Annotated in this window: 23 protein-coding genes and 1 tRNA gene; 12 read left to right on the top strand and 12 right to left on the bottom strand. The window is 42.7% G+C overall.

Features of this window, described 5'->3' with window-relative positions:
* Window positions 1-33 precede the first annotated feature (33 nt).
* Genes COT72_01145 through COT72_01135 form a run of 3 tightly spaced genes read left to right on the top strand, consistent with a single transcriptional unit; the run spans window position 34 to window position 1955 of the window.
* Window positions 34-405, top strand: a complete 372-nt coding sequence (locus COT72_01145) for a hypothetical protein (GenBank protein ID PIO00293.1) — start codon at window positions 34-36, stop codon at window positions 403-405.
* A 35-nt stretch (window positions 406-440) separates the two neighbouring features.
* Window positions 441-1238, top strand: coding sequence for a hypothetical protein (locus COT72_01140; protein PIO00292.1), 798 nt, complete (start codon window positions 441-443; stop codon window positions 1236-1238).
* A 45-nt stretch (window positions 1239-1283) separates the two neighbouring features.
* A complete protein-coding gene (locus COT72_01135; GenBank protein ID PIO00291.1) occupies window positions 1284-1955 on the top strand; it encodes a hypothetical protein in 672 nt (223 codons plus the stop codon).
* Here COT72_01135 and COT72_01130 read toward each other — a convergent pair.
* A complete protein-coding gene (locus COT72_01130; GenBank protein PIO00290.1) occupies window positions 1945-3693 on the bottom strand; it encodes a ribosome biogenesis/translation initiation ATPase RLI in 1749 nt (582 codons plus the stop codon). The genes COT72_01135 and COT72_01130 overlap by 11 nt on opposite strands.
* 53 nt (window positions 3694-3746) lie before the next feature.
* Entirely contained in the window at window positions 3747-4262 is a 516-nt protein-coding gene (locus tag COT72_01125; GenBank protein ID PIO00289.1) for a hypothetical protein, read from the bottom strand.
* A gap of 216 nt (window positions 4263-4478) precedes the next feature.
* On the opposite strand from COT72_01125, the gene thyA reads away from it, so the two are divergent.
* Together thyA and COT72_01115 are read left to right on the top strand one after the other, a co-directional pair.
* Window positions 4479-5480 (top strand): thymidylate synthase, encoded by a 1002-nt coding sequence (gene thyA, locus COT72_01120; GenBank protein ID PIO00288.1) that lies wholly within the window; start codon window positions 4479-4481, stop codon window positions 5478-5480.
* Window positions 5477-5980, top strand: a complete 504-nt coding sequence (locus COT72_01115; GenBank protein PIO00287.1) for a hypothetical protein — start codon at window positions 5477-5479, stop codon at window positions 5978-5980. Before thyA ends, COT72_01115 begins: the two co-directional genes overlap by 4 nt.
* Here the strand turns inward: COT72_01115 and COT72_01110 are convergent.
* The 3 genes from COT72_01110 to COT72_01100 all read right to left on the bottom strand — a co-directional run bounded on the left by COT72_01110 (window position 5955) and on the right by COT72_01100 (window position 7707).
* A complete protein-coding gene (locus COT72_01110; GenBank protein ID PIO00286.1) occupies window positions 5955-6521 on the bottom strand; it encodes a hypothetical protein in 567 nt (188 codons plus the stop codon). The genes COT72_01115 and COT72_01110 overlap by 26 nt on opposite strands.
* A gap of 41 nt (window positions 6522-6562) precedes the next feature.
* Window positions 6563-6856 carry a GNAT family N-acetyltransferase gene (locus COT72_01105; protein ID PIO00512.1) on the bottom strand — a complete coding sequence of 98 codons (294 nt, stop codon included), beginning with the start codon at window positions 6854-6856 and terminating at the stop codon, window positions 6563-6565.
* Between the two features lie 77 nt (window positions 6857-6933).
* Complete coding sequence (locus tag COT72_01100; GenBank protein PIO00285.1) at window positions 6934-7707, bottom strand: hypothetical protein; 774 nt, start codon at window positions 7705-7707, stop codon at window positions 6934-6936.
* On the opposite strand from COT72_01100, the gene COT72_01095 reads away from it, so the two are divergent.
* Genes COT72_01095 through COT72_01075 form a run of 5 tightly spaced genes read left to right on the top strand, consistent with a single transcriptional unit; the run spans window position 7706 to window position 10694 of the window.
* Window positions 7706-8893 carry a hypothetical protein gene (locus COT72_01095; GenBank protein PIO00284.1) on the top strand — a complete coding sequence of 396 codons (1188 nt, stop codon included), beginning with the start codon at window positions 7706-7708 and terminating at the stop codon, window positions 8891-8893. The genes COT72_01100 and COT72_01095 overlap by 2 nt on opposite strands.
* 44 nt (window positions 8894-8937) lie before the next feature.
* A complete protein-coding gene (locus COT72_01090; protein ID PIO00283.1) occupies window positions 8938-9351 on the top strand; it encodes a hypothetical protein in 414 nt (137 codons plus the stop codon).
* A 4-nt stretch (window positions 9352-9355) separates the two neighbouring features.
* Window positions 9356-9943, top strand: a complete 588-nt coding sequence (locus COT72_01085) for a hypothetical protein (protein PIO00282.1) — start codon at window positions 9356-9358, stop codon at window positions 9941-9943.
* Window positions 9885-10094, top strand: a complete 210-nt coding sequence (locus tag COT72_01080) for a hypothetical protein (protein ID PIO00281.1) — start codon at window positions 9885-9887, stop codon at window positions 10092-10094. Before COT72_01085 ends, COT72_01080 begins: the two co-directional genes overlap by 59 nt.
* Before the next feature lie 33 nt (window positions 10095-10127).
* On the top strand, window positions 10128-10694 hold the full coding sequence (locus tag COT72_01075; protein ID PIO00280.1) for a hypothetical protein: 567 nt from the start codon (window positions 10128-10130) through the stop codon (window positions 10692-10694).
* 34 nt (window positions 10695-10728) lie between these two features.
* Here COT72_01075 and COT72_01070 read toward each other — a convergent pair whose 3' ends face one another.
* The 3 genes from COT72_01070 to COT72_01060 all read right to left on the bottom strand — a co-directional run bounded on the left by COT72_01070 (window position 10729) and on the right by COT72_01060 (window position 12269).
* Window positions 10729-11052: a hypothetical protein gene (locus tag COT72_01070; protein ID PIO00279.1), complete on the bottom strand. Its 324-nt coding sequence runs from the start codon at window positions 11050-11052 to the stop codon at window positions 10729-10731.
* A gap of 82 nt (window positions 11053-11134) precedes the next feature.
* The gene (locus COT72_01065) at window positions 11135-11563 is read right to left on the bottom strand and encodes a dUTP diphosphatase (protein PIO00278.1); all 429 of its coding nucleotides are present in this window, start codon (window positions 11561-11563) and stop codon (window positions 11135-11137) included.
* Between the two features lie 28 nt (window positions 11564-11591).
* Window positions 11592-12269 carry a haloacid dehalogenase gene (locus tag COT72_01060; protein ID PIO00277.1) on the bottom strand — a complete coding sequence of 226 codons (678 nt, stop codon included), beginning with the start codon at window positions 12267-12269 and terminating at the stop codon, window positions 11592-11594.
* 159 nt (window positions 12270-12428) lie between these two features.
* Between COT72_01060 and COT72_01055 the strand changes: the two genes are divergently transcribed.
* Window positions 12429-12710 carry a hypothetical protein gene (locus tag COT72_01055; protein PIO00276.1) on the top strand — a complete coding sequence of 94 codons (282 nt, stop codon included), beginning with the start codon at window positions 12429-12431 and terminating at the stop codon, window positions 12708-12710.
* Here COT72_01055 and COT72_01050 read toward each other — a convergent pair.
* The 3 genes from COT72_01050 to COT72_01040 form a co-directional block, all read right to left on the bottom strand.
* A complete protein-coding gene (locus COT72_01050) occupies window positions 12699-14042 on the bottom strand; it encodes a hypothetical protein (protein ID PIO00275.1) in 1344 nt (447 codons plus the stop codon). The two genes, COT72_01055 and COT72_01050, sit on opposite strands and share 12 nt — an antisense overlap.
* Before the next feature lie 33 nt (window positions 14043-14075).
* Window positions 14076-14510: a hypothetical protein gene (locus tag COT72_01045; GenBank protein PIO00274.1), complete on the bottom strand. Its 435-nt coding sequence runs from the start codon at window positions 14508-14510 to the stop codon at window positions 14076-14078.
* Between the two features lie 73 nt (window positions 14511-14583).
* Window positions 14584-14654 (bottom strand) — tRNA-Gly (locus COT72_01040).
* 90 nt (window positions 14655-14744) lie between these two features.
* Here COT72_01040 and dapF point away from each other — a divergent pair.
* Entirely contained in the window at window positions 14745-15584 is an 840-nt protein-coding gene (dapF, locus tag COT72_01035; GenBank protein PIO00273.1) for a diaminopimelate epimerase, read from the top strand.
* Between the two features lie 34 nt (window positions 15585-15618).
* Here the strand turns inward: dapF and COT72_01030 are convergent, their stop codons facing one another.
* Window positions 15619-16191, bottom strand: coding sequence for an NADPH:quinone reductase (locus tag COT72_01030; GenBank protein PIO00272.1), 573 nt, complete (start codon window positions 16189-16191; stop codon window positions 15619-15621).
* Window positions 16192-16222: the final 31 nt, after the last annotated feature.

Below are 16222 nucleotides of genomic sequence, written 5' to 3'. Positions count from 1 at the left end.
GGTTTTTATGAGAAGAGTGTTACTACATTCAGTATGGGATTGTTGGACTTTCTAAAGCGTGGAAAAAAAGAAGATGAATTCAATCTTGGCGCGTCAAGCAATGACCTTGGTCTTGGAAATAATGAACTCCCACCACTTCCCGAACAAGAGTCAATAGGGCTTTCAGCTCCGCCTGCATTGCCTGAAACATCGCGTAATCCAGACATGCTGAGTTCAGGTATTTCACAAAACCCAACCGTAAGCCAAGCCCGAAGAATTGAGCCGCTTGCACAAGCACCGCAACCATCACAAGGGGATGCGGGTTCTCAATTGCTTGATGCGCGCATAGAAGCGTTGAAAGCAAAGATAGAAGTGGTTGACCACAAGCTTGATTTGATTATTTCAAAAATTGATCGCATGTACTAAAGCTTTTAATAGACGCGCATTACTTTTTGGTGTTAATGGTTTTTGATTCAATTGTGCAATTTGTGTACCATTATTTTTGGCGTCCCTACGAGCAAAATTTAGGATACAATTATGTGAACACGTTTACGTATGGGATTATTCTTATTGGCTTGCTTATTCTTGGTGATAAGGTTCTCAAACGTTTTAATATCACGTTCACACGCAAAATGGCATTTAGTCTTATTCCATTCATCTTATTTGGTTCAACCGTGCGCGTGCTTCGCGACGCCGAAATCTTGCCACGCACGTTTTTTCTTGTCACACCAAGTATCTATCTTGTGATTGGTGCCATTATTATTGGGTGCTTTTTTATTTCGCAAAAAACGCGAAACCCGGAAAAATCCTTATTTATTATGGGAAGCGTGCTATGGCTTCTGGCATTGTTTGGTTTTGAGCTTCGAAACCCGCTTTCCCTGCTCTACATTCTTGGGCTGTTTTCAGGTATCCTATGCGGTCTTTTTGTCTTGCGAAAACTAACGGGCTTCTTACGTAACTGGCTTGATTTTGCCGCGCTCTCCGCTCACTTTCTTGATGCTACAGCAACGTTTATCACCCTTGATGTGTTTGCATACTTAGGATACTGGGAGCAGCATCCACTCACGCGCCTCATTGGCGGGCTTGGCGGAAGTTATGTGTGGTTTTATGTAGCAAAACTCTACGTGCTTGTCGTGATATACGTTATCAATAAGGATGTGAAAGATGAAGGATTTAAAAATCTGCTCAAGTTTGCAATCCTCACATTGGGCCTTGCGCCAGGCGTACGTGATTTGCTGCGTCTTGCCATGCTTGTCTAACATCACTATCTTTTTTAAGCTAACGCAGTCAAGGCTATACTAAACATGGATGAAGAGGATTTTATTGATGATGCGCGCACTATTGGAAAACAAGTGAAAGCTGATGATACACTAAGCGCACACATCCGATTTCTTCTTAACGCCTTTTTTGAGGATACGCCTGTTGCTGCTGAGCACGTGTTGCATGCAGGCCGCAATTCAAGCGTGTTTGCGCTTCCAAAAAAAGTGCGTCTTGAAAACAAGTCGTTTCGTTTGTGTTTGAAAGTTCGCAAGGAATTTTATGCACGTGATGATGCTGCAGGAAGCGAAGCCTATCTGTATTACGCGCTTTTCAAAGAGTTTTGCAAAAAAGGTTTGGCCCAAAAACTTATAGATGCGCAAGGATTTTTCGTGCCTCGTGTGGTATTTGTAGTAAAAAGCGGCAAGCAGTATGGTATTGTCATGGAGGATGTGTCAAACAAGCGCGCGTACCCTCTTATTGACCCGGTAACACAAGGCCTTGGTTTTACTATTGTAGCATCATACCTAAAGGGGATTTCATTTAGAGAATTAGTAGCACCAGTAAACGCAGCGTTGCATACATACGTTGACCCGCACATTATAAAAGACGAATCTGGCGGGCGTATTGTGTTTTTGGACCTTGATTTTGCCCTAGGGCAGGGGCGTTTTGATTATGCCGAATTTCTTAATGTAACCCAGATAGATATTAGTCAATAAAGTAGTGTCCTGATTTTTTTTGTTCGCGGTCTTTGACGCTATCAAGCTTGTTTGCGCGCGGCCGTTTTGTTGTGTCCTCTTGTCTAAACGTAATGCCAACTTGTGCAAGAAACGCGTTCATGGCATCAGCAACAGGTGAGGGCCCATGCGTTTTTGTTTTTCGCCCGGGCTCGCCTAAAAACGCCATTGCCTTATCACTTAGATAATGGAGAAATAAAAGGTCATGGTCAACAATGAATGCAGTTTTTGCATTGAGTTGTAACACGCTTTTGATTGCTTTCGCTACGTTGATGCGCTGCTCAACATCCAGATATGCGCTTGGCTCATCAAGCAAGTACACGTCAGCATCAGCACAAAGGGTGAGCGCAATATGGACTTGTTGGAGTTCTCCGCCACTTAGTTGTGAAATAGTTCGCTCATAGAGCCGCTCAATGTTAAGGTGTTGATTGATTGTTTTAAAAGATGAACTGTTAAGCTTAATATGTGATGAAAGAAAAGAAAACACATTTTGTTCATCACGAGGGAGGTGCTGGGGTTTGTAGCTTACGCGTGCTTTTTTGTCAAAATTGCCTTTGTCTGCTTTTATCTCTCCTGCAAGAATGTTTACAAAGGTGGTTTTTCCCGTTCCGTTTGCGCCAACAATGCCGATCACTTCTTCCTCGTGCGCTGTGCCTGATGTGATTGTAAGCGAAAACAAGTCAAAGTGTTTTTCACCATCATCCCATGCAAGCAGGGTGTGTTTTTGCACTGATTTTGTTGCAGGCTTTGTCATGAATTTGATTTCATAATCTCTAAAACGAATGTTTTCTGTGCGCAAATAGCCTTTCAGGTAGGTGTTGATACCATCTTTTGTGCTAAGAGGCGTGCTTACTACACCATAGACGCCGGGTGTTCCATACATAATGTGCACAATGTCAGCAAGGTAGTCGAGCACGACAAGGTCGTGTTCTACAACAAACACACCTTTACCTTTGTCAGCACGTTCACGGATAAGGGTTGCAATGCGAAGTCGTTCTTTCACGTCCAAAAACGAGGTTGGTTCATCAAAAAAGTAGTAGTCTGCGTCCTTAAGTAGTGTTGCTGCTATTGCCACTTTTTGGAGTTCTCCGCCGCTGATATGGGCAATATTTGAATTAAGAATAGGGGTAATATCCATGCTTTTGGTGACCTCTTCAAACGCGCCGCGCTCATCAACATTTTTGAGCAGCTCTTGAACGTTTCCTTTGAACACTTTTGGAATATCATCAACATATTGGGGTTTGTATGCTACCTTAAGGCCCGTAGCAAATAGTGTTTTGAAGTAATTTTGCGTTTCTGTTCCTCTAAATCGTTGAAATATGTCCTGGTCAGTTGCTTCTTCTTTTCCAAGATTGGGCCGAATCGTTCCGTTTAGAACATGAAGAATCGTGGTTTTTCCAATACCATTTGGTCCAAGCAGTCCAACAACGCTTCCGCGTTTTGGTTGGGGGAAGTTAAAGACGCGAAACGCATTTTGCCCATACTGGTGAAGCGGGTTTTCTTTCATTTCAGGCAGGTTAATGATTTTGATAGCGCCAAAAGGGCATTTTGCTGCGCAAATTCCGCAACCAATGCAAAGTTCTTCGTCAATAACCGAGAGGTTGTCTTTGAGTTGAACCGTTTCTTTTGCACCTGCGCGAACTTTAGGGCAGAAGTTATGACACTCAAAACTACACTTATCAGGCGTGCAGATTTCTGGGTCAACAATTGCAATGCGCATAGTCAAACTAGACGGGATTGTGTCATTTAAATGTTTTATTTACTTGGTTCTTATCAATCTTTGTGCGAGAACATTTCAAAAACAGTGTCAGCATGTGATTTAACTAATGTGTAAATGTCTTGAGAAGATTGAACATCTTCATTTTCAATTAAAAACATTTGAAGCGGTGTTTCAGTTTCTCCAAGGGGTGCGTAAAACGCAACATAACCACGATTGCCATCAGGCATTGCCACTTTCAAAAACATAGTCATTGCATCAGGTTGTCGGTAAAAACTCATGTTTCTGCGTTCAAGTCCTGCACCTTCAATAAGATGCTTCATTTCTGAGATTGCGAATTTCATATCTTTTGCCGCTCCTTTGTAGCCTTGTTTTTGGCCTTCAAAAATTCGAACAGAACTTCCACCCATTTCTTCAACAAGAGTTTCAATGTTTCGAGCGTTTAGACCAAAAATGGTTTTGCTTTCATCAATGTTTGTTGGTTGGCTGCTCTCATGTAGCCCGTCTTCTCCTAAGTAGTATGCTCCAATAGGGAGATAATTCTCATCGAAAATAAATGAGGTAACGGCCATAACTTCCTAGTCTTCAAAGTCATGCTATTTAACACTTTTGGTGGAAACAGGATATCCGACACCAACCATTTTGAAGCGCTTTTGGTGTTTTTGATACCATAATGTATCCACATAGCTTAGATGCGTGTTTGAGGCAATGTGTGAATGAACAAATAGTGTTTTAATTTCATGTTTTGCAATTAGGAGAAAATAAAAACGGTTAAATATGATAAGCAAATGGCATGTTTTGGGATGGAAAATTATCATACGGTTTCATTAGAAATTCTCTCACACGGAGGGTACACAAAAAACAGAACGGGCGTGGACACTATCACCCTCTTTCGACCTGATAAATACAAAAAATTTGACCTGCAAAAAGGCTTTCCGCTTCTTACAACAAAGAAAATGGACGGGCCGTTATGGAAGTCACTTGTAAGCGAATTAGTATGGTATATTTCAGGCAAGACAAGTATTAAGGAATTTAACAAACATAGCGGAATTTGGAAGGCGTGGGATCTTGGTGGAGAGGATGTGGGCGCTGCGTATCCTTGGCAATTAAGACAGTATGAGGGCGTTGATTTCAAAACAAAACAAGTAATTAAAATCGACCAGCTCAAAAATCTTGTTGAAGGAATCAAGCAAAGCCCGCAAAGCAGACGCCACATTATTAGTTATTGGAATCCTGCACAAGTTCGCCAAGGAATTGATGTTGGGCTTCCAGCATGCCATGCATTTTATAATTTCCATGTGCAGGATGGCAAGCTGAGTTTGTCAATGACACAGCGTTCATGTGACATGTTTTTGGGGGTTCCGTTCAACATTGCGCATTCCGCACTTCTTACTCACCTTATTGCGCGTGAAACAGGTTTGGGTGTTGGACACTTTGCGCACACACTTGTGAACGCGCATTTTTATTGTGGCGCAGGCGAACATGGCGAGTTTTATAAGCAGAATATTGGCACAATCCAAACAAAACTTGGAGCAGTTCAAAGTCAAGAAGACTATTTAGGGATAAAAGATTTTATTGAATCAAACGCGCCTGCAGAGAAAGAGGGATTACAGCAAGACCATGTGACGGGTATTCTTGAGCAACTTGCACGAGAGCCATACACGCTTCCAGTGCTTGATTTAAGCAACCTTGCCACGGGCTTGTTTGACTTAACTTTTGATGATGTAGCAAAAATAAAGCTCAAAGAGTATCAGTCACATCCTCGAATAAAACGTGATATTGCCGTATGAGCCTTGAATTAATTGTAATTGCCGCAGTTTCAGAAAATGGAGTTATTGGTAAGGATAACTGTCTGCCATGGAATATCCCACAAGACCTTGCACGTTTTAAGCAACTAACAAGTAATCATCCCATTATTATGGGAAAAAACACGTATGAGTCAATTGGGCGCGCGCTTCCGCATCGCTTGAATATTGTGCTTTCAAAAACGCGTTCAGACTTTGCAGGAGCACACGCGTACACCTCATTAGGCGATGCGATTAACGATTTGTCAAATAATTCGCCCCCTGCAGCCGGGATTGATTACTCTCAGGTATTTGTTATTGGAGGTCAAAAAATTTACCAGGAAGCCTTGCTATTAGCAGACCGTCTTGAAATAACGCATGTATATCAAACAATTGAAGGTGAAAAAATTGCACGATTTCCAAGGATTGGAGAGGAATGGCAGTGCATTACACAAGATGAGCATGAGGGATTTGCATTTGCTACATACGTGAAGAAGCATGCATGATTTTGACAAGGTAGAGGCGTTCAAAATCAAACTTTTTTGTTTCAAGAAGGTCATAGCAATAGCCAAGTTCGCGTATTGCACCAAACGTCTCGTCCGCCTGTGAAAGCGATGAGACCGTGATAAGTATCACTCCTTCTTTGCTTAGATGTTTTTTTGCTTGTTTGAGAAAATTAATGGTTATTTCATTGCCTTTCTTGCCACCCATCAAATCAACACGAATTCGTTGCTCATTTGGAAGGTAGGGTGGGTTAAATGACATGAAATCAAAGGTTTCATCAATGTTTTCAAACAGGTTTGAAAGCACGGTAGTGATGGTTACTTTATTGTGTTCTGCATTTTTTTCAGTAAGGCTGAGCGCGAGCGGGTTGAGATCAGCGCACGTTACCGTACAGCCGCGAAGTGCAGCACCTATGCCAAGAATGCCGCTGCCGCAACCCATGTCCAGCATGTTTCCTTTGCAAAGCGCTTTAACATGCCAAAGAAGCGCAAAGGAATCTTCTCGTGGTGAGTAAACCATATCATCCCATGTTTCAAGTCTCATACGTGCTGTGAAAAAAAAACGTCTGGGGTATAAAAGCGTTATCAAAAATTTATTCTAAATTCAAGACCCTGCTCAAAAAAACCTAATCGTTTGTAAAGTTCGTGCACGCGTGGTTTTTCGTGGCGAATTGTGCAAATGAGTTTGTAACAATGTTGCGCGCGCGCTTCAGTTATAAGTTCTTCAACAAGTTTTGAACCAATACCTTTGCCGCGATATGGTTCTTCTACAAAGACATCTTCCATTAATCCAAACGGCTGCGCGTGTAAATCATTGTAAAGCAAGTACAAATATGCGTGAGCAACAATTTTTGTGTTATCATACAGGATAAGCTTCATTCCAGATAGTATTAATTTTTTTTCGAGTTCAAACACAAACAGGTATTGAACAATTGCGTGTTATAAAAATTAAGAACTTAACGTTCAGCGTTGTCTTTGAGTGTTTCTTCTAAGCCTTTTTTTGCAAGTAAATTAATCCAGAGAAAGTTTCTTCTTTGTTCCTGAATCGTGGTGCCATACGTTACTCTAAATCCTTGTTTGTTTAGAAGTTCGCGCAATTCGCTTATCGTGTAGTACGCAAAGAATCGAGCGTGGCCTGAGTGAGTGTATGTTTCTTCTTCATATGATTCACCGCTACCGCCTCGAAGAGCAATCGCAAGCGTGCCGTCATCTTTGAGTGTTTTGTTAAATTCGCTCAATACAAGAGGACATTGCTCTTTTGGAATGTGTAACAGAGATGCCATGCTCAAAATGCCATCAAATTGGAAGGAAACATTTTTTGAAAAATCGCGCATATCAAGTTTGTAGAGTTTTGCATCGGGTGCGTTTTTTCGCGCAAGTGCAAGTTGGCCTTCACTTAAGTCAAATCCATACGCAGCATACCCTTTTTTGCAGAAGTAAGCAAGAGACAAACCGGGTCCGCACCCACTATCAAGAATGTGTTTTTGTTGTCCTAAACTAGGTTCACCCACATGTGAAAGAAAGAGGTCTAAGAATTCTTGGTACGGTTTAATAGACGCATTCGCGCGCGTATAGGACTTGGCAATTACATCATACGTATCAATTGTTCGAGTCACCGAGTCTTTGTCCATGTGAGTGTTGTTTGCAAAAATGTTATTTAAATAAATCGAAAGGCAATCAACACTTAAAGGCTTAAATATGAATTCATGTATTTTTGTTTGAAGAGACATGAAAATTGGTATTGTGGGAAAGCCATCAGCAGGTAAATCAACCCTCTTTAAAGCGGCAACTATGGTTGATGTTGATATTGCTAATTATCCATTTACCACCATAAAACCAAACCACGCAGTAGGGTATGTACGCGTGAAATGTGTTGAATCCTTTTTTAATGTTACGTGCAATCCGCGTGAAGGTTTTTGCATTGATGGAGAGCGTTTCGTGCCTGTTGAATTAGTTGATGTTGCCGGTCTTGTTCCCGGTGCGCATGAAGGCAAGGGCATGGGCAACCAGTTTTTAGATGACTTGCGCCAAGGTGACGCTTTGATTCATGTTGTTGATGCTTCAGGAAGCACAAATGAAAAGGGAGAGAGCGTGCAGCCAGGAACACATGACCCTGTTCGTGATGTCACCTTTCTTGAAGAAGAGCTGGACATGTGGTTTTTTGGCATTCTTAAAAAAGGTTGGCTTACCTTTGCAAAAAGTGCTGGGGCAAAGGAGGTACATAAAGCAGTTGCAAAGCAAATGAGCGGCCTTGGCGTGAGTGAGGACTTAGCAAAGGACGTGCTCTTAAGACATCCGCTTAGTGAACGTGTGCGTGACTGGACAGATGCGGATTTGAAAGGTCTTGCGCGAGTGCTTCGCAAAAAAACAAAGCCAATCATTATTGCAGCAAATAAGATGGATGTGGTAAGCGGGAAAGATGGTTTTGAACGCCTGAAAACAGCATTTCCGCAATACACCATTATTGCGTGCAGTGGCATGGCTGAAGTCGCGCTCAAAGAGCTTGACAGAGCAGAAAAAATCAAATACATCCCCGGAGACGCTCATTTTGAAGTGACGGGTGCGCTTGATGAAAAACAAAGAGCAATTACTACCTTCATCAAAGAACATGTGCTTAACGTGTTTGGCACAACCGGGATTCAGTCTGTTTTGAATACAACCGTATTTGATGTGCTCAACTATGTGTATGTGTTTCCAGGAAGCGCGTCAGGCAAGCTTGGCGACAAGCACGGCAACATTCTTCCTGACTGCTATTTACTGCCTCCAGGCTCAACTGCACTTGATTTTGCGTATCATGTGCATACTGACTTTGGCAAGAAATTCATCAAAGCAATTGATGTTCGAAAAAAGCAAACCATTGGAAAAGAGCATGAACTCGCATCAGGTGACGTGATTGAAATAATGAGTGGCAGATGATTCTGCACAACGTTTTTATCTCTTAACAGCTATTAAAAACAATAATGTTGGAAAAGTTGTATTTGCGAAATCTTCGCTACCCCGAAAGCCAAGAGATTCGCCCTATTCTCACGTTTCTCTGCAACAGTCTTGGAATAACTGATAGTGATAGCATCAAGCTGTTTATCACCTTATTCGTGAAGTCAAAATATGGAAAGGGCGTAACACTGCAAGAACTTTCAGGTGAGCTCAATCTAAATATGAAAAAAACATCTCAAATCCTTGATGAATTCATGGATCTTGGATGGATTAGAAATTCTCGTGACAAGTTCATGCTGCGCGAAAACTCGCTTGCCATGACTCTTGATAGCGTGCTTGACGACATTTTCATGATTAGCCGCAACCTGAAGCGGGCGTGTGTTATTGTTGATCGAAAGGCAACAAAGAACGCGGTAGACAAGATTATTGAAGAATGGTGAATCTATGATACGTTTTTGGGGAGTTGTCCTCGCACTTATTGCGTTTAGCGTTGGATGGGTTATGAGCAAACGACTTCACGTTGAAGTTAAAGAATATGAAACCTATCTTAAGTATGCGCGTCTTGGCATTCTGCTTGTTCTCGTAGTGCTTGTTGTCCAGCAAACCCTTGACCGGTCAGCGCTCTCGCTTGCACTCTCCTTTTTTGGCGGAGTGGGATTGGGTTTTATTCTTTCAAATCTACGGGCAAAAGCTACGCAATCGCTTCTTAACATATACCTGCTCGTGATGGCTTTGTGGCTCATGCAATTTGTAAACACCACTGAATATGCAGCCCTGCTTTTTGTAGGATTAGCCTACCTCCTGTTGCAGGGGGTTCTTGTCCGTGAAGGTGCGCTCCGTTATCTTATTGCCATTGTTGCGGGGGGAGTTATCGCTGCTTTCGCATTTGTTGCAACAAAGCCAACCGTGTATGCTGCGTATGTTATTATCACCTTCTGCATTGGTGGTGTAATTGGCGCAGAACTAAGTTTGTATGATATTCGAAGTACGGGTAAAACCCGGGAAAAAAGAAGTGCGCGTGCAAAGCGTTGATGAACGCACACTTGAAGTCTGGCTGACAAAACAAGCACAAAAAGGCAGAGCAAATGAGGAGCTTGTGCGCGTATTGCGCGATTTTTTCAAGAAACCAGTCAGCATTGTTTCAGGTTTTACCAGTCACAAAAAACGGGTGCGTGTTGAATAATATTTATATGCTCTTGATTGTATAGGTAATAATATGCGCAAAAAAGTGGGAAGGGTTGTTCAAAAAAGTAAGCGCGTTACAAAGCATCTGGCACGACATAGCTGGGATAATCGATGGCTTCTTTTGATTGTGCTTGCCATTGGCTTGCTTGTCTTGATTAATTTGCCACGCATTGCTGATTCATTCCAATTTGCAGACGAGACCGGTTTGCAGCAGGATGAACAAAGCATTGCCGTACCTGCCCAAGTGCTGTATTCTGGAACAAGCGTGCAAGGATATGTTGAGAGCGACCAACAGTTGTGCTTGAAGAGTGGAAAACCGCTTGTTATGATATTTGGCAAACAAGACCATACTTGGACGCAAAACGCACTTCACGTAGTTGAAGACGCGCTTAGCACAGTTTTAGACAAAGTCGCGGTTGAAACGTTATACATGGGTTCTATGAGCAAGAACAGGCAAGCAGTGTTTGAAGCGTTTAATCCAACGCAAAGCTATCCAACAGTTCTTGTTGCGTGCAAATACATGAAGATTGGAATGAGTTCCCGTTCAGAAAGTGATGTAAACGCGCTAAAAGAGATTATTGAACGCGTAGTTGTATAAGAAGATGTTGAGAGTCCTTTTTTTGTATGCCTAACTATGATTGGGGTAGGGTTGTATTTTCTTGAGTGCCATTCTGCTCAAGAGATACGTTTGTTTCATTTGCCACAGACTCACGTTCAAGAAGAGGGAGTGTGATGCTCATGTTAAAAGGGAAGTTGAATGTAACTGATTGTTCTTCACTGGTTTGCGCACGGACACCAGCGTAAACAAGCAAAACTGCGCTGCTGACAAGCAAGAGGACTACAAGAAGCGCGCCAGGTTTTTGCGCGCCAATTGCTTGCACAAGCAATAAGAGTATGAGTATGGTAAGTAACAGCAAGCCGATAAAGAAGCTGAGTCCTCCGATAATAATACCCATATAATCTAATACAAAAGTTATGAAATAAAAAGGTACTGTACGAGTAACAGTAAACTAAAAAAAATCGCAAAGTACGCACCGTTTAGGTACCTGTGCTTCCAAAACCGCCTTCGCCGCGTTCAGTGGTGTCTAGTGATTTTGCATCAACGAGTCGTGGAAATTCAACTTTGTTTATGACCATTTGCGCAATGCGGTCTCCTTTTTTAATGAAAAAATTGTCCTTACCATGATTGATAAGAATAACATAAAGCAACCCGCGATAGTCTGAATCAAGCGTACCCGGCGTATTTACAACACTGATGCCTTTTTTGAGTGCAAGACCGCTTCGTGGCCTGACTTGTCCTTCAAAACCGTGCGGGATGGCAAAACGCATTCCCGTACATACCCCTCTAAATTCTCCTGGCTTGATTGTTATCTCTTCTGCTGAGTGCAAATCAAAACCAGAGCTGCCAGAGGTTTGATATTGGGGGAGGGGAAGTGTTTTATCTTCGCGAAAAATTTTAAGCTCCATACACCGGTGTAAAACAATCTCAGTTGATTTAAGGGTTATTGTGAGAAAGAAGAAGGTTTAGAATCTGGCGCGTGTTTACAAGATTTTTAACAACATAAACAGCTCCTGCTTCGCGCAAATCCTTCACTGAATAATCACCAGTAGCAACGCCAATGCTTATAACGCCTGCATGGTTTGCAGCAGCAATGTCACTTGGCGTGTCGCCAAACAAGAAGGTTGCATCATACGTTTTTTTGAGTCGCGCAAGTGCAATTCTTATCAGGTTTTCTCGCAGCAGCCCATCACTGCCAAATCCGCCCGCTTTAAAATACGCGCGCATGCCTGCACGCTCAAGTTTTGTATGAGCTATACGTTCAAGATTTCCCGTAACAAGACCCCGGTCAAACGCGTGAGAAACAAGCATATCAAGCAGGTCACGAGAACCAGGCATAGAAACCACAGTAAGCTCGTCTTGTAGCGATTCAAAATAGGAGGACATAGCATCCATGCACGCGCCAAGTTTTTGCGTAATCTCATCAAGGCAAAGACCCTTTTTAGTGAGCACTTCAATAATGATTTGCTGGTCAGTCATGCCATGAGAAGAAATCGTGTTAATGTTTGTTTCAATGTTGTACACGGTTTTAAATGCAAAGGAAAATGCGTCAGCGTGGTGTGCTGAGCATTGCAACAAGGTTTGGTCTATATCAAATAATGCAAGTCTATGCATTGCATAAAAAGGGCAGTTATGCTATTTATAGTCTTAGGAAATAAAATGAGTATTTTTTCTGGCAAATGAAACTATTGTTTCACTTTTTTGTGCATACCAGTTCTAATAGGGTAAAACTATAGGTGTATAGTGACATGCAAGGAAAGGGAATTAGTCAAAATGGGTTCAGATTGGTATGCGCCAACTCTGCAGGCGCGAAGCAGTGTAGGCAGATTGGGTTTGTACATCTATCTTAACTCAGGAGGGGGGGATATCGGATTTAAGCGCCAGTGGACCCTTGAGCTTCATACCATCCATCCCTTGCGCGTGTATGCGGGCATGAAGGTTGGTCAAATGTTGTTTTGGAAACCGCAAGGGGACATAACGCTCTACAAGGGAAAATACAAGGACTCTGTTGGTCCTCAAACAAGCCAGATTTGGCGGGATTTTTTAAGCAAGTGAAAATTTTTCAATGTGAATATTTCCGCGCTTAACTCCTAATTGTTTGAGGCATGTGCGAACGCTTTTCATCATAGGAGTTGGTCCGCACACGTAATAATCTTTTTTTGCAGGTTTTAAAACGTGTTTTGCAAGCAACCGTGTGTCAATATAGCCTTTTTCGCCTTTGTAGTGGGGTTCATCACTGACTACAAGCGTCCATGAAAAGTTTTCGTATTCTTTTGCAAGCGCGTCAAGCTCATGTTTGAGCGCGACATTCGTGCTTGTCTGATTGCCATAAATGAGTTGCACGTTCTTTTTTTGTTTTGCAAATGCTTCAGCAAGCGCGCGAAGCGGGGTTATGCCAATGCCTCCTGCAATAAGCGTGACCTCATCGTGACGTGAACGCTCCTGAGTGAACTTTCCAAGCGGTCCTTCAATGAACACGCGCGTTCCTGGTTTGAGCTTTTTTGGAACCGCGTTTGTAAAGTCTCCAAGTGATTTCATGCTAATACGGAGGTGTTTGTTGTTTGGCGCAAGCGAAAGCGAGAAGGGGTGTGCTTGCCAGAAAAAATCTCTGCTGAGAAATCTGAAAATAAAGAATTGTCCTGCGCGCGTGTTGAGTTTTTCAAGATGTTTTCCCGTAATATAAACTGAAGTAACATCTTCAGTTTCTCTGACAAGTTTTTCAACGCGATAATCCTGATAGAAGAATTGACGTATGGGTTTTATGAAACGGAACGCAATAAAGTTAACAAAAACAAAGGTGTAGAGAACGAGCCAGTAGCCAAGAAATGCGTTATTACGAACAAAATCCGCACCGCCTATGACTTGGTGGAAAAATGAAAGTGCAACAACCGCGTACACGAACAAGTGCGTGAGGTACCAGAGCTCATAGTTGAGTTTGAGATACACCATTGAGAGCGCAAACAAGATGAGAAACGCAAGCATGAAAAATGCAATACTTGCCATGACAAACATGATATGTGACTGGAGAATTACAAAGTATTGCTCGATAAATGGCGTGTTTGAGCTAAGCGAGTATCCAAGCACGATAAAAAACACGTGAAACACAATAAAAAGGAAGCCAACAAGTCCATTGTAGTGATGGTAGCGTGAGAGATTATCCATACCAAACACGCGTTCAATCCATGCAACGCGACCAATAAGCAGGAACTGGCAAAGAATAAGATACGCGCCAACGAGTCCTAATATTCTGCCAAGCGCGATAAACGTGTGGCCATCAATGGTGTGTTCAGGGTCTCGAAAGTGCGTGTTTTGATAGTACCAAACGCTGCTGATAAGAACCAGGTTTGCAATAAAAAGCATGATAAGAATTGCTTTTTTCTTGTCCATAACTATTGAATATGCTCAGAGCAATTTAATAGATTACGGCGCGAGGAAAGTGAGAAAAAACGCGATTATGCTTCCAAAAAGCACGCCTCCAATAATATCTTGAAGATGGTGGTGTTTTCCCTGAAGGCGATGAAACACAAGTGCAATAAAAAGCGGAAGGGTGAACACAAGGGTAAATGGTGCGTGCACGCCAAGAAACACGAGCACGTAGGTTACCGTTTGCGTGTGATTGCTTGGAAATGAATAGTCCATGGTTTGGGGTGTGTTTCGGGGTCTGCTTGTTTTAAACGCGTTTTTAAGATACTTGTTAGCGTACATGCTTATGGGCAGGCCAAGCACGAACACGAGTGCAGCTACAAACGACATGCCAAGCAAAACAGCGAACAAAACAAGAAGTAAGCAAACAACAAACATTCCATAAAACGCGTATTCATGTATTACGCGCGAGACAAGTGTAACTGGCTTCATCATTAGTTAGGTACTTGTTAAAGAATCTTAAATGCTTTGATACCAAAATAACTATGCTTATGTGGTGAATCTATGCGCCGGCCGGGATTTGAACCCGGGTCGCGACCTTGGGAGGGTCGAATCCTGCCACTGGACTACCAGCGCGAACACGTCAAAAGAGAGACAAATGCAACGTTTAAATACTTAGTCGCAATTAACTTAGAACAAAACACATGAGTTCCTGTTAACCATACGATGAATGCCACGGTATCCGCTGAAGATGAGCCTCCCGATATCCCGTTCACAAAAATGCAAGGATGCGGAAATGATTTTATCATTCTTGAATTGAATACCGACCACTATGCAAACCTGCATAAATTATGCGACCGACACTTTGGCATTGGTGCAGACCAAGTTCTCCTTATTCAGCCATCAGATGTTGCTGACGCAAAAATGGTCGTGCTTGAACGCGACGGCTCCCAGTCTGACATGTGCGGAAACGGGATTCGCTGCGTTGCACGCTACCTTATCGAAAGAAAAGGTTTTGGACCAAATGTGCGTATTGAAACCAGAGCAGGCATCAAAGAAGTGTTACGCGTAGAAGACCTTTTTCAAGTTGATATGGGTGCGCCACGCAACGTGTTTTCATTTACCTTTCACTTTGAAGGACATGAATATGATTGCGTGTTTGTTAACAGCGGAGAACCGCACGTGGTCATGTTTGTGCCTGATGTAGACCAATTCAACCTTCATGCGTGCGCTGCGCATATTCGCACACTTCAAAACCTGCCTGAGACACGCGTGAACGTGAACTTGGTACATGTTGTTAATGAGACTATGATTCGTATCAGAACCTTTGAACGCGGTGTTGAAGCAGAAACACTCTCATGCGGAACAGGTGCCACTGCGTGCACAATTGCAGCAGTTATCGCACGAAACATGCAAAACACGCTTACGGTCATAACAAGGGGCGGACCTCTTGTAGTTGATTGCACGCAAAATCCTATTCTTCTTGGACCTGCAGACATTGTTTTTGATGGCGTTATAAAAAAAGATCGGAGCGCGTGCAACGTGCCACTAATAGTATTTGAATAATCTATTCATTTCTAAAAAACAAGGATGTTACTGCTTATGCAAGCTTTGCGCCCAATCGTTCCACATGTTTTTGCCAATACGCGCGCATATCACTCTCCGGCTTTCCTTCAGGCGCGATATAACTCATATGCACTGGTTTCATACCGCAAAACTCGAGCACGTCATATTTGAAGACTTTATGCCCATTTGCACGCATCTTCTCAACCCAGTTTACGGCTTCGTACGCGGTTGTGATAATGCGCGCACTTTTTCTGGCAAGCAATTCTTTATGCCCGCTGCCTTTCTCATATTTGAATGCAAAACCCGGCAAGAAAACGCGCTCAACAAAACCCTTCAAAAGAGCAGGCAAACCACCCCACCACGTTGGGTAGACAAACACAATGTGGTCAGCCCAGGTGATGTGTGCTTGTGCTGCTTCCAAATCATGTTCAAACACTTGCGTACCGCCATAACCTTCCCATAAGACCGGGTCAAATTCAAGCGTTCGCACATCAATGATGCGCACCGATGCGTGCGCGCTTTGCGCTCCTTTTTTATACGCGCGCGCAAGCGTGTGAGAAAAACTCTCATGCTGGGGATGGCCAATAATAATAAGCACTTTCTTCATACTTTCACTACCCCAATTAGAGACTTATATG

Source organism: archaeon CG10_big_fil_rev_8_21_14_0_10_43_11, from assembly GCA_002763265.1.
Classification (GTDB): Archaea; Nanobdellota; Nanobdellia; order PEZQ01; family PEZQ01; genus PEZQ01.
The sequence above is the reverse complement of the archived record's forward strand: the minus strand, read 5'-3'. Positions and strand labels throughout refer to the sequence as shown.

Excerpts from the sequence above, each read along its gene's own strand:
- COT72_01145 (PIO00293.1), top strand. The coding sequence starts at position 34 with ATGGGATTGTTGGACTTTCTAAAGCGTGGAAAAAAAGAAGATGAATTC.
- COT72_01140 (PIO00292.1), top strand. The coding sequence starts at position 441 with ATGGTTTTTGATTCAATTGTGCAATTTGTGTACCATTATTTTTGGCGT.
- COT72_01135 (PIO00291.1), top strand. The coding sequence starts at position 1,284 with ATGGATGAAGAGGATTTTATTGATGATGCGCGCACTATTGGAAAACAA.
- COT72_01130 (PIO00290.1), bottom strand. The coding sequence starts at position 3,693 with ATGCGCATTGCAATTGTTGACCCAGAAATCTGCACGCCTGATAAGTGT.
- COT72_01125 (PIO00289.1), bottom strand. The coding sequence starts at position 4,262 with ATGGCCGTTACCTCATTTATTTTCGATGAGAATTATCTCCCTATTGGA.
- thyA (PIO00288.1), top strand. The coding sequence starts at position 4,479 with ATGGCATGTTTTGGGATGGAAAATTATCATACGGTTTCATTAGAAATT.
- COT72_01115 (PIO00287.1), top strand. The coding sequence starts at position 5,477 with ATGAGCCTTGAATTAATTGTAATTGCCGCAGTTTCAGAAAATGGAGTT.
- COT72_01110 (PIO00286.1), bottom strand. The coding sequence starts at position 6,521 with ATGAGACTTGAAACATGGGATGATATGGTTTACTCACCACGAGAAGAT.
- COT72_01105 (PIO00512.1), bottom strand. The coding sequence starts at position 6,856 with ATGAAGCTTATCCTGTATGATAACACAAAAATTGTTGCTCACGCATAT.
- COT72_01095 (PIO00284.1), top strand. The coding sequence starts at position 7,706 with ATGAAAATTGGTATTGTGGGAAAGCCATCAGCAGGTAAATCAACCCTC.
- COT72_01100 (PIO00285.1), bottom strand. The coding sequence starts at position 7,707 with ATGTCTCTTCAAACAAAAATACATGAATTCATATTTAAGCCTTTAAGT.
- COT72_01090 (PIO00283.1), top strand. The coding sequence starts at position 8,938 with ATGTTGGAAAAGTTGTATTTGCGAAATCTTCGCTACCCCGAAAGCCAA.
- COT72_01085 (PIO00282.1), top strand. The coding sequence starts at position 9,356 with ATGATACGTTTTTGGGGAGTTGTCCTCGCACTTATTGCGTTTAGCGTT.
- COT72_01080 (PIO00281.1), top strand. The coding sequence starts at position 9,885 with ATGATATTCGAAGTACGGGTAAAACCCGGGAAAAAAGAAGTGCGCGTG.
- COT72_01075 (PIO00280.1), top strand. The coding sequence starts at position 10,128 with ATGCGCAAAAAAGTGGGAAGGGTTGTTCAAAAAAGTAAGCGCGTTACA.
- COT72_01070 (PIO00279.1), bottom strand. The coding sequence starts at position 11,052 with ATGGGTATTATTATCGGAGGACTCAGCTTCTTTATCGGCTTGCTGTTA.
- COT72_01065 (PIO00278.1), bottom strand. The coding sequence starts at position 11,563 with ATGGAGCTTAAAATTTTTCGCGAAGATAAAACACTTCCCCTCCCCCAA.
- COT72_01060 (PIO00277.1), bottom strand. The coding sequence starts at position 12,269 with ATGCATAGACTTGCATTATTTGATATAGACCAAACCTTGTTGCAATGC.
- COT72_01055 (PIO00276.1), top strand. The coding sequence starts at position 12,429 with ATGGGTTCAGATTGGTATGCGCCAACTCTGCAGGCGCGAAGCAGTGTA.
- COT72_01050 (PIO00275.1), bottom strand. The coding sequence starts at position 14,042 with ATGGACAAGAAAAAAGCAATTCTTATCATGCTTTTTATTGCAAACCTG.
- COT72_01045 (PIO00274.1), bottom strand. The coding sequence starts at position 14,510 with ATGAAGCCAGTTACACTTGTCTCGCGCGTAATACATGAATACGCGTTT.
- dapF (PIO00273.1), top strand. The coding sequence starts at position 14,745 with ATGAATGCCACGGTATCCGCTGAAGATGAGCCTCCCGATATCCCGTTC.
- COT72_01030 (PIO00272.1), bottom strand. The coding sequence starts at position 16,191 with ATGAAGAAAGTGCTTATTATTATTGGCCATCCCCAGCATGAGAGTTTT.